The 11,317-nt window shown below is 36.3% G+C and carries 7 protein-coding genes, 2 tRNA genes and 2 rRNA genes (1 of these 11 only partly in view); 7 read left to right on the forward strand and 4 right to left on the reverse strand.

The window, feature by feature from the left end:
• The 4 genes from C8C88_RS01545 to C8C88_RS01560 all read right to left on the reverse strand — a co-directional run.
• Window positions 1-680, reverse strand: a 23S ribosomal RNA gene (locus C8C88_RS01545); it reaches 2,202 nt to the left of the window's first position.
• 189 nt (window positions 681-869) lie between these two features.
• Window positions 870-943, reverse strand: a tRNA-Ala gene (locus C8C88_RS01550).
• 92 nt (window positions 944-1,035) lie between these two features.
• Window positions 1,036-1,109: transfer RNA gene (locus tag C8C88_RS01555), tRNA-Ile, on the reverse strand.
• 128 nt (window positions 1,110-1,237) lie between these two features.
• Window positions 1,238-2,751 (reverse strand): 16S ribosomal RNA (locus C8C88_RS01560).
• Together the 16S and 23S rRNA genes with 2 tRNA genes alongside form the textbook arrangement of a ribosomal RNA operon.
• 1,108 nt (window positions 2,752-3,859) lie before the next feature.
• Here C8C88_RS01560 and ppsA point away from each other — a divergent pair.
• The 7 genes from ppsA to C8C88_RS01595 all read left to right on the forward strand — a co-directional run bounded on the left by ppsA (window position 3,860) and on the right by C8C88_RS01595 (window position 11,298).
• A complete protein-coding gene (gene ppsA, locus C8C88_RS01565) occupies window positions 3,860-6,286 on the forward strand; it encodes a phosphoenolpyruvate synthase (RefSeq protein WP_121336450.1) in 2,427 nt (808 codons plus the stop codon).
• A 12-nt stretch (window positions 6,287-6,298) separates the two neighbouring features.
• Window positions 6,299-7,054, forward strand: coding sequence for an SDR family oxidoreductase (locus tag C8C88_RS01570; RefSeq protein ID WP_121336451.1), 756 nt, complete (start codon window positions 6,299-6,301; stop codon window positions 7,052-7,054).
• 25 nt (window positions 7,055-7,079) lie between these two features.
• Window positions 7,080-7,538 (forward strand): OsmC family protein, encoded by a 459-nt coding sequence (locus C8C88_RS01575; RefSeq protein ID WP_199711373.1) that lies wholly within the window; start codon window positions 7,080-7,082, stop codon window positions 7,536-7,538.
• A 55-nt stretch (window positions 7,539-7,593) separates the two neighbouring features.
• Window positions 7,594-8,697 (forward strand): site-2 protease family protein, encoded by a 1,104-nt coding sequence (locus C8C88_RS01580; protein WP_121336453.1) that lies wholly within the window; start codon window positions 7,594-7,596, stop codon window positions 8,695-8,697.
• On the forward strand, window positions 8,684-9,841 hold the full coding sequence (locus C8C88_RS01585) for a phosphatidylserine/phosphatidylglycerophosphate/cardiolipin synthase family protein (protein WP_121336454.1): 1,158 nt from the start codon (window positions 8,684-8,686) through the stop codon (window positions 9,839-9,841). The genes C8C88_RS01580 and C8C88_RS01585 overlap by 14 nt, the downstream gene beginning before the upstream one ends.
• A 279-nt stretch (window positions 9,842-10,120) precedes the next feature.
• Window positions 10,121-11,008, forward strand: a complete 888-nt coding sequence (locus C8C88_RS01590; protein WP_121336455.1) for a DnaJ C-terminal domain-containing protein — start codon at window positions 10,121-10,123, stop codon at window positions 11,006-11,008.
• Complete coding sequence (locus C8C88_RS01595) at window positions 11,005-11,298, forward strand: chaperone modulator CbpM (RefSeq protein ID WP_121336456.1); 294 nt, start codon at window positions 11,005-11,007, stop codon at window positions 11,296-11,298. Before C8C88_RS01590 ends, C8C88_RS01595 begins: the two co-directional genes overlap by 4 nt.
• Window positions 11,299-11,317 lie beyond the last annotated feature (19 nt).

An 11,317-nucleotide genomic window follows, 5' to 3' on the forward strand; every position in this document is an offset into this window, starting at 1 on the left:
GCGCCCTATTCAGACTCGCTTTCGCTACGGATCCGTGGCTTAACCACTTATCCTTGCCAGCAACGTTAACTCGTAGGCTCATTATGCAAAAGGCACGCCGTCACCCCACGAAAGGGCTCCGACCGCTTGTAAGCGTATGGTTTCAGGATCTATTTCACTCCGTTATTCACGGTTCTTTTCACCTTTCCCTCACGGTACTGGTTCACTATCGGTCTCTCAGGAGTATTTAGCCTTAGCGGATGGTCCCGCCAAATTCAGACAGGGTTTCACGTGCCCCGCCCTACTCAGGATACCACTATCCTTTACACTTATTACTTATACGAGGCTATCACTCTCTTTGGCTCTACTTTCCAGTAGATTCTAATTCTTTGTGCAAGAAATGTCGTGGTCCTACAACCCCAACATTGCCGTAACAACATTGGTTTGGGCTAATCCGCGTTCGCTCGCCACTACTTACGGAATCACTTTTGTTTTCTTCTCCTCCGCCTACTTAGATGTTTCAGTTCAGCGGGTTTGCCCACCTATCGGTGTACTATGTCTTCAACATAGTGGGTTGCCCCATTCAGGTATTTACGGATCGTATCGTGTGTGCCAATCCCCGTAACTTTTCGCAGCTTATCACGCCTTTCATCGCCTCTGAGAGCCAAGGCATCCCCCATACGCCCTTATTTTGCTTATTGTACCAATCGTAAAATCAATTACGACCGTTTTGTTTCGATTTACTATTAAATAGTAAATCTGCTTTCTACTTTTTAATATTTTCTTATCTCAATATGTCAATGAACTTTTTTTAGTCGAATGTCAATAGTCGAAAGTCGTCAAGTGAAACACTTTGAACTTTATGACTTTAGGCTTTATGACTAAAATCGTGGAGAATATCGGAGTCGAACCGATGACCTCCTGCGTGCAAGGCAGGCGCTCTAGCCAGCTGAGCTAATCCCCCATTTCTAATTTTAAATTATGAATGTTGAATTTTGAATTAATGGTAATTCATACTCATACTTCTAAAATTTCCGTTTATCTTAAGTTAAATAGTAGTCCCGGGCAGACTCGAACTGCCGACCCCTACATTATCAGTGTAGTACTCTAACCAGCTGAGCTACGAGACTCTGTTTTACTTAAAATTTGTATTATTTGAACTAACAGCAAGAGTAATATAACGCACTATTAAATGCACTTCAATTTTTTGTCTTCTTTCTTGAAAGTGTTACTTGAGTAACTAACATTCAAGCTCTAGAAAGGAGGTGTTCCAGCCGCACCTTCCGGTACGGCTACCTTGTTACGACTTAGCCCTAGTTACCAGTTTTACCCTAGGCAGCTCCTTGCGGTCACCGACTTCAGGCACCCCCAGCTTCCATGGCTTGACGGGCGGTGTGTACAAGGCCCGGGAACGTATTCACCGGATCATGGCTGATATCCGATTACTAGCGATTCCAGCTTCACGGAGTCGAGTTGCAGACTCCGATCCGAACTGTGACCGGTTTTGTAGATTCGCTCCTGGTCGCCCAGTGGCTGCTCTCTGTACCGGCCATTGTAGCACGTGTGTAGCCCAAGGCGTAAGGGCCGTGATGATTTGACGTCATCCCCACCTTCCTCACAGTTTGCACTGGCAGTCTCGTTAGAGTTCCCGACATGACTCGCTGGCAACTAACAACAGGGGTTGCGCTCGTTATAGGACTTAACCTGACACCTCACGGCACGAGCTGACGACAACCATGCAGCACCTTGTAATTTGTCTTGCGAAAGTTCTGTTTCCAAAACGGTCAAACTACATTTAAGCCTTGGTAAGGTTCCTCGCGTATCATCGAATTAAACCACATGCTCCACCGCTTGTGCGGGCCCCCGTCAATTCCTTTGAGTTTCATTCTTGCGAACGTACTCCCCAGGTGGGATACTTATCACTTTCGCTTAGCCACTGAACTTGCGCCCAACAGCTAGTATCCATCGTTTACGGCGTGGACTACCAGGGTATCTAATCCTGTTCGCTACCCACGCTTTCGTCCATCAGCGTCAATCCATTAGTAGTAACCTGCCTTCGCAATTGGTATTCCATGTAATCTCTAAGCATTTCACCGCTACACTACATATTCTAGTTACTTCCTAATAATTCAAGTCAGACAGTATCAATGGCCGTTCCACCGTTGAGCGATGGGCTTTCACCACTGACTTATCTAACCGCCTACGGACCCTTTAAACCCAATGATTCCGGATAACGCTTGGATCCTCCGTATTACCGCGGCTGCTGGCACGGAGTTAGCCGATCCTTATTCTTACAGTACCGTCAAGGTTCTACACGTAGAACTGTTTCTTCCTGTACAAAAGCAGTTTACAATCCATAGGACCGTCATCCTGCACGCGGCATGGCTGGATCAGGCTTGCGCCCATTGTCCAATATTCCTCACTGCTGCCTCCCGTAGGAGTCTGGTCCGTGTCTCAGTACCAGTGTGGGGGATCTCCCTCTCAGGACCCCTACCCATCGTAGCCTTGGTAAGCCGTTACCTTACCAACAAGCTAATGGGACGCATGCTCATCTTTCACCGATAAATCTTTAATATATAAATGATGCCATTCATATATACTATAAGGTATTAATCCAAATTTCTCTGGGCTATCCCTTTGTGAAAGGTAGATTGCATACGCGTTACGCACCCGTGCGCCGGTCTCTAGTTCCGAAGAACTATACCCCTCGACTTGCATGTGTTAAGCCTGCCGCTAGCGTTCATCCTGAGCCAGGATCAAACTCTTCATCGTATATTGTTTGCTTAATAAATTAAGCTAAGTATTATGCGACTCAAATCTCTAGTGGTTAATTCTAATCTTACGATTCTATTACTCTTATTATTTGTCTTGAAATCTCTTTCAAAACGGCTGTCAATTCAATATGTCTAGGAACGTGTCTTCTTATTGTTTCGCTTGTATCTCAAAGCGGGTGCAAAAGTAGAAATTCTTTTTTAACTGGCAAGAAATTTTTGAAGTTTTTTTAGAAAAATTTTATTTTTCGTTTCTCCTCTTTTTCTTATCAGCATTTCAATGAACTTCGCTACTTTAGCGGGGTGCAAAACTACAACCTCTTTTCTAATTCCACAAGCTTTTTTTAATCTTTTTTTTATTTCTTTCGAAATTTAAATTCTTAATCAATCTTGTCATTTTATCGAAGAACGTCTGCGTCATTACTTCACCATATTCTTATTGTTATAAGTGTTCAGTGAACTTGTTTGCGGGTGCAAAAGTACAATACTTATTCACTTCTACAAGCTTTTTAAAACCTTTTTTTTGCCCTTTTTAATCCTTTATCCTTAACTCCCTGATTACTCGTTTTTTGCAATGTAATCTTTTTTCGGCTTCAGTAAAGACTTTCTTACTTATAGCCAATTATAATCCTGTTCGGATTGAAAACACTATAATAATGTATCAGACTTAAACCGTTTCATTTATTCTAAAATCAATAATAATACCCAAAATTCAACACCTGCACTATATATAAAGAACGCTAAAGACAAAAATCTATAGATTGTATTTAATTCTATTTCTAAAATAGACCTTATATATAATAGATAGCCTTCAAAAAAGCTTATTGTTATAATTTATAAAACTAAGCTATGACTGATTTTATTGATTACTCCCATCAAAAAAAATAAACAAACCCCTAAAAAACAATATTTTACGTGTAAAAAAACCATTTATAAATAGTAAGAAAGGCAATAATTGATTAAATTTACTGTATAAATCATAGCAAAAAGGGTATCCTACAACTCTTACATTTTATAGCCCCAAACCAGAAAATACATTTAAAAGAAACTCTTTTGGCCTTTTATAAGCCAAAACAGCATGTCTATACTATTATTAAAATATATACAACATGGAAAATTACAAGTATATTCTGTTTTTTAACCAAATTGATATTAATTCGATTGGTGAAGTTGGGGGAAAGAATGCTTCCCTTGGCGAAATGTTTAATCAGCTAAATCCGACAGGTATCAATATCCCTAATGGATTTGCGCTTACTGCAGATGGTTATCGCTTTTTTAGAAAAACGAATAATCTAGAGAAACCACTGGAAGATTTATTACTCGCATTAGATACAAAATCATATTCCAATCTTTCTTCAATTGGAGAAAAGGCAAGAAACCTTATTCTATCCGCTACTATTCCGGAAGTAATTAGTTCTGAAATTTCCTCCGCATACGAATCTTTGAGTAAACGCTGCGGTACAAATAGCCTTGGTGTTGCCGTAAGAAGCAGTGCAACATCTGAAGATTTACCAACGGCTAGTTTTGCTGGACAAATGCAGTCTTTTTTAAATATTATTGGAAAAGAACAACTATTAGATGCCGTACATCATTGTTTTGTATCCTTATATACTGATCGTGCAATAAAATATAGACACGATATGGGTTTTGCTAAACTTGACATAGCTATTTCTGTTGGAGTTCAACAAATGGTCAGAAGTGACAAAGCTTCATCTGGAGTTGCATTTACTATCGATCCTGATTCTGGTTTTGAAAACACAATCATAATTAATGGCTGTTGGGGACTTGGGGAAAATATAGTACAAGGAACAGTTACCCCTGATGAATGGATGGTATTCAAGCCTAGTTTGGAAAATCCTGAATTAAACCCAATCCTAAAAAGACATTGTGGAAGAAAAGAATTTACAATGATTTATGCTGAGAATTCCAAAAGCTCTTCTGCAAACAATACAATCATTAATAGTAATACTTCTGAAGAAAAAGGAAATCAGTTTACATTAAGTAACATAGAAATAATTCATTTATCACAATGGTGCTATAAAATTGAAAAACATTATAAGAAAGCAATGGACATTGAATGGGCCAAAGATGGATTTAACAACAACCTATATATTGTTCAAGCGAGACCGGAAACCATTCACGGAAAAAGAAATAAAAAAGTACGAGAAATATATAGTCTGAAAGAGAAAGGTCCAATTTTAACTCAAGGAATTGCCCTTGGTAATAAGATTGCTTCCGGCAAAGCACGTATTCTCAATAATCCTCAAGAAGGGAATCTGTTGAAAGAAGGCGAAATCATAGTTACCGATTTGACAAACCCAGATTGGGATCCAATAATGAAACTAGCTTCTGCTATAATAACCAACAAAGGAGGCCGAACTAGTCATGCCGCTATTGTAGCTAGAGAACTAGGTACAGTTTCCGTTGTAGGATGTGGCGATGCAACTATCAAAATTAAAAACGGACAGCAAATTACTGTTTCCTGTGCTGAGGGAAAAGATGGATATATATATGACGGAAAACTAAAATGGGACGTTAAAGAACAAGATTTCAGCAAACTTGAAATGCCTAAAACAGCTCCAATGCTCATTCTTGCTGATCCTGAAAAGGCTTTTGAATTGAGCCATTATCCCAATCAAGGTGTAGGCCTAATGCGAATGGAATTTGCAATTTCAAATACTATAAAAATTCATCCTTTAGCGCTATGCGAACCCGAAAAAATAATTGATCCTAAAATTGCTGCCGAAATAGCTGCATTAACTAGAGGCTATGATGATCCTAAAAATTACTTTGTTGACAAACTAACTGAAGCCGTATCAATAGTTGCTGCTGCTTTTTATCCAAAAGATGTGATTGTGCGAATGAGCGATTTTAAAAGTAATGAATACGCAAATCTAATTGGTGGAAAATATTACGAACCTGATGAAGAAAATCCTATGATTGGTTTTCGGGGTGCTTCCCGTTATTACAGCAAGTTTTACAGAAAAGGTTTTGCTTTAGAGTGTGAAGCTATGAAAAAAGTCCGCAACGAAATGGGATTTCAAAATGTAAAACTTATGATTCCCTTTTGCAGAACAATTGAAGAAGGTAAAAATGTACTTGCCGAGATGGCAAAAAATGGTTTAGTACAAGGAATTAATGGATTAGAAGTATATGTAATGATTGAAATTCCGAGTAATGTTCTACTTGCTGATGAATTTGCCAAATTATTTGATGGATTTTCTATTGGATCAAATGATCTAACACAACTTACTTTAGGTCTAGACCGAGACTCCGCATTAGTAAGTTATTTATTTAGTGAAGAAAATCCTGCGGTTAAATCTTTAATAAAAGAAACCATTCGAGTAGCAAAACACTTTGAAATAAAAGTTGGATTATGTGGTCAAGCACCTAGTGACATTCCAGAATTTGCTGATTTTTTAGTTCGTGAAGGAATTGACAGTATCTCATTTAATCCCGACGCTCTAATAACAGGAATTGAAAATATTTTAGAAGCCGAAAAAAAATTAAACCATAAAAGGAAAATTCTAATGTAAAAAACAATAACTATGGAAACAACATTCAGAAATAAAGTCGTAGTTGTAACAGGTGGTTCGTCTGGAATAGGAAAAGCGACCGCACTTAGCTTTGCGCAAAAAGGGGCTACAGTTGTATTAGTGGATTGGATAGAAAATAGCGAAACAATGAGCCTTCTCAAAAAAACTGGGGAGAAATTTCTATTCATCAAATGTGATGTATCTAAAGAATCAGACGTAAAAGCAATGATAGAAAAAACTATCGAAACATTCGGCAGATTGGATTATGCTTTCAACAATGCTGGTATTGAAGGAAAATCAGCTCCAACCCAAGATTGCACAGAGGAAAATTGGGATAAAGTTATTGGCATCAACCAAAAAGGGATTTGGTTGTGCATGAAATATGAAATTCCAGAAATACTAAAACAAGGCAAAGGTGCAATTGTCAACTGTGCTTCTGTTGCAGGTTTAGTAGGATTTGCAGGATTACCAGCCTACGTAGCGTCAAAACATGCGGTTGTAGGATTAACAAAAACTGCCGCTTTAGAAAACGCAAAACTAGGCATACGAATCAATGCTGTTTGCCCTGGAGTAATTGCCACTCCTATGATAGACAGACTGACACAAAACAATAAAGAGGCCAAAAAACAATTTGTAGGTCTAGAACCTGTTGGTCGTTTTGGTCAACCACAAGAAATAGCAAATGCCGTTATCTGGTTATGCTCAGACCAAGCTTCTTTTGTAACTGGACATGCCATGGCAGTTGATGGCGGTTTTGTAACACAATAATTTATTAACTTAAAACTAATACATCATGCAAACGTACGAAGTAAACCTAAAATGGACCGGAAGAAGAAAAGGAGTTCTAAGTTCTCCTATTTTACCTCAAAGCATAGAAGTCGCAACACCACCCGATTTCCCTAAGGGAATGGAAGGAATTTGGTCACCAGAGCATTTACTAATAGCCTCTATAAACAGTTGCCTTTTAAGCACTTTTTTGAGTATTGCAGAAAATTCTAAACTAGAATTTGTAAGCTTCGAAAGTAAATCGACTTGTCATGTTGATCTAATTGACGGCAAATACACCATAACGGAAATCATATTAAAACCAAAAATCATCATTCCGTATGCGCAAAAACCAGATAGAGCTAAACACATTTTAGAAATGAGCGAAAAATCATGTCTTATTTCAAGTGCTATCAAAGCTCCAATACTATTACAATCAGAAATATATGTAGAACATAGTTTAATGGCAGTTAGTGATCCGTATTAATGCATAGAAATTAGTAAAATAAGACCTTAATAAAAAGTAGATAAAAACAAACATCATGAAAGGCTCTTTAAAACTCGGAAAAATTGCAGGAATCGGAATATTCATCCATTGGACCTTTTCCATACTTATTGCTTTCGTCCTATTTTTGAATTACAAAACGGGTTACAATGCACTCCAATCAGGATGGACTGTCCTATTTGTCTTGGCTATTTTTGCTACGGTCTTATTACACGAATTAGGCCACGCATTAGTGGCTAAAAAATACAATATTGAAACAAAAGACATTACTCTTTTGCCTATTGGCGGTTTAGCACGATTAGAAAGACTACCTGAAAAACCGATAGAAGAATTATTTGTAGCGGCTGCAGGACCTTTGGTAAACATTGCATTAGCTATTATAATCTCTGTCTTTATTCAGGTTCCTGAAACTTCCCGAGATCTTTTATCCCAATTATCAAATGGGGTAAACGCAACTAATTTTTTCCTAAACTTTTTAATAGTCAATCTATGGCTTGCTCTTTTCAACCTGATTCCTGCTTTTCCAATGGATGGTGGAAGAATCTTGCGAGCGCTATTATCTTTTAAATTAAAAAGACATGTTGCTACCAAAATAGCCGCTCGAGTAGGGCAACTTTTGGCAATTGGGTTTGTAATTTTAGGTTTTTTTTCGAATCCTTTCTTGATATTTATTGGACTATTCGTAATCTATGGTGCCCAAATGGAATCCGAACAAGCAGAAGCAAAATTTATGCTCAAAGAATATACTGTTCGCGATGTTCTAATGAAAAATTATCAAGCTATCGATGCGAATCAAACAATAGAAACGGCTATCACCTTATTGCTTGACAGCCAAAACAAAAGTTTTGTTGTAACTCAAGACAAAGATGTAGTGGGGACTTTGAATCGGGATGAAATTATCATCGCTCTTGCCAATAAAGGCGAAAACCAAACTATTAGTTCGGCTATGAACAAAAACTTAATTTTTGTTGATGTGAATACGCCGCTAGGAAATGTCTTTGAGCAGATTTATGGAAACAAATTAAATTTAATTCTTGTTACGGAAAACGAAAAATTTATTGGAACTTTAGATACTGAAAATATTTTAGAATTTATTCTAATAAAAGAAGTTAAAACTAAAAAAGCCGATGCTAATTTCTGAAAAAACTAATTCTATAATTGAAAGCATAACACTTGTTCATAGCGGTGAGGATTATTTTTCACGTTTAGAAGAAATTATCAATACTTCTCAATTTGAAATACACTTTCAGATTTATCTATTTGAAAACGATGAAACTGGTCAAAGAATTATTAGTGCTTTAAAGAAAGCTGCTGAAAGACAAGTAAAAATCTATCTTTTGTTAGATGGCTTTGGTTCGCTTACTTTTCCAAATGAAATAATAAATGAGTTAAAACAAAAAGGAATTAACTTCAGGTATTTTTCTCCTTTATTTTCAGCAAATTCCTTTTATCTAGGCCGAAGATTACATCAAAAAGTAATTGTAGTAGATGCAAAAGTGGCATTAATAGGCGGAATTAACATTGCCGATAAATATCATGGCACAAAAACAGATGCCGCTTGGTTAGATTATGCCATTCAAATAAATGGAAAAATTGCAAAACCTCTAGCAGATCTCTGTGAAGCGATTTATTTTAAGACACAAAAATTTCAGAGAAAAAAAATACTTCCTGTTTTTCAAGAAAAATACGAAGCCCGAGTTAGCATACTTCAAAACGATTGGTTAAATCGAAAAAACGAAATCTCAAATGCCTATGTTAAATCGATTAGCAATGCCACTAAACAAGTAACCATTGTAGGAAGTTATTTTCTGCCTGGACGAAAACTAGCCAATGCACTGAAAAAAGCATCCAAAAACAACATAAAGATTCAATTGATTTTATCGGGCGTTTCAGATCTGCCCATGACAAGACGAGCTACTCATTATTTTTATTCTAAACTTCTTTCACACAACATAGAATTATATGAGTGGAATAAATCTATTTTACATGGAAAAGCAGCTGTTATTGATCAATCCTGGACAACCGTAGGTTCTTTTAATCTCAATAATTTAAGTTCTTATGCTAGTATTGAAATGAATGTTGGAATAGATTCAGTCCTTTTTTCAAAAATGTTTCAAAATCATCTTGATGAGATTATTTCACAATGTCAAAGAATAACTCCTGAATCATTACAATCAAGCAACAGTTTAATTTCAAAACTAACAAACGGAATTTCCTATTATATTACAAGAGCAATTGAAATTATTATGACTTACCTACCCTATAAAAGATTCCATAATTTATAGTTTGCTTATTTTCTAGTCTAGATTAAATTGAATTGTTACGCAAAATCTAATATTATATAAACAATACTGTTCATTAATTCACAATAATTGCCCCCCTTAATAAAGCTCTTAATCAGGGCTTTTTTTTATTTAAACTACTGAAATAAAATTGCTTACATACTTATTTTAACAAAAAATTGCTTAAATTTGATAGTATAAATACTCGCTATAAGTGAGATATTTTATCCTTCTTAAAATTTAAATTTTATAATCTAAATAGTAATTATAAAAACTATAAAAATGGCTTTCATAGACTATTATAAAATATTAGATGTAAGTAAAACTGCAACGGAAGCCGAGATAAAAAAGGCTTATCGAAAAATGGCCAGAAAATACCATCCAGACCTCAACCCCAATGATAAAGAAGCTGAAAAAAAATTCAAGGAAGTCAATGAAGCCAATGAAGTATTAAGTAATGCCGAAAATCGAAAAAAATACGATGAGTATGGCGAAAATTGGCAACATGCTGAACAATATGAAAAAGCCAGACAACAGCAGCAATATCAAAGAGCGGATCAAGCGAGTGGTTTTGAAGGTGGCGGAGATTATTCGGATTTTTTCGAATCTGTTTTTGGGGGACGAACTTATAGAGGTAGCAAACGAACTTCTCAATACAAAGGAGAAGATTTTAATGCCGAATTACACCTAGACCTAAAAGATGTTTACACAACGCACAAGCGTACACTAACTGTAAACGGAAAAAATATTAGATTGACTATTCCATCAGGGGTCGAAAATGGACAACAAATAAAAATCAGCGGACAAGGCGGTGACGGAATAAATGGTGGGCCAAAAGGCGATTTATACCTTACTTTTAATATTGCAAATCACACCCATTTCAAAAGAGATAAAAATAATTTATACAGCACTGTAAATATTGATTTATATAAAGCTATTCTTGGTGGAGAAGTAACCGTCGATACGTTTGACGGAAAAGTTAAATTGAAAGTAGCTCCAGGAATTCAAAATGGCACCAAAGTAAAACTAAAAGGAAAAGGATTTCCTGTTTATAAAAAAGAAGGTGAATTTGGTGACCTATACATCACCTATCATATAGCAATCCCTACTTCTATTTCTGAAAAAGAAAAAGAATTATTTGAAGAACTCGCTAAATTAAGAACCTTATGAACCTAGATAATCTTATTCCTGTAGCCACATTATGTACTCATTATAATGTTGAAATGCCATTCTTTGGGCAATTAAACGAAATGGGGTTAATACAAATTCAAATCATTGAAGAAACCCAATACATTCATCCTGATAGAATTTATGAAATCGAGAAAATGATACGTATGTATCAAGAATTAGATATCAATATAGAAGGAATTGATGTGGTAATGAACTTATTGAAAAAAATAGATGATTTACAGAACGAATTAATCGCTGTTAAAAACAGATTGGGTATATATGAAAGCTAAAATTTGCAATCATACTATC

Source organism: Flavobacterium sp. 123 (assembly GCF_003634825.1).
Classification (GTDB): domain Bacteria; phylum Bacteroidota; class Bacteroidia; order Flavobacteriales; family Flavobacteriaceae; genus Flavobacterium.

Bases quoted from the DNA above. Each gene is read 5' to 3' on its own strand.
- C8C88_RS01595 (WP_121336456.1), top strand. From the start codon at position 11,005: ATGAACCTAGATAATCTTATTCCTGTAGCCACATTATGTACTCATTAT.
- C8C88_RS01580 (WP_121336453.1), top strand. From the start codon at position 7,594: ATGAAAGGCTCTTTAAAACTCGGAAAAATTGCAGGAATCGGAATATTC.
- ppsA (WP_121336450.1), top strand. From the start codon at position 3,860: ATGGAAAATTACAAGTATATTCTGTTTTTTAACCAAATTGATATTAAT.
- C8C88_RS01585 (WP_121336454.1), top strand. From the start codon at position 8,684: ATGCTAATTTCTGAAAAAACTAATTCTATAATTGAAAGCATAACACTT.
- C8C88_RS01570 (WP_121336451.1), top strand. From the start codon at position 6,299: ATGGAAACAACATTCAGAAATAAAGTCGTAGTTGTAACAGGTGGTTCG.
- C8C88_RS01575 (WP_199711373.1), top strand. From the start codon at position 7,080: ATGCAAACGTACGAAGTAAACCTAAAATGGACCGGAAGAAGAAAAGGA.
- C8C88_RS01590 (WP_121336455.1), top strand. From the start codon at position 10,121: ATGGCTTTCATAGACTATTATAAAATATTAGATGTAAGTAAAACTGCA.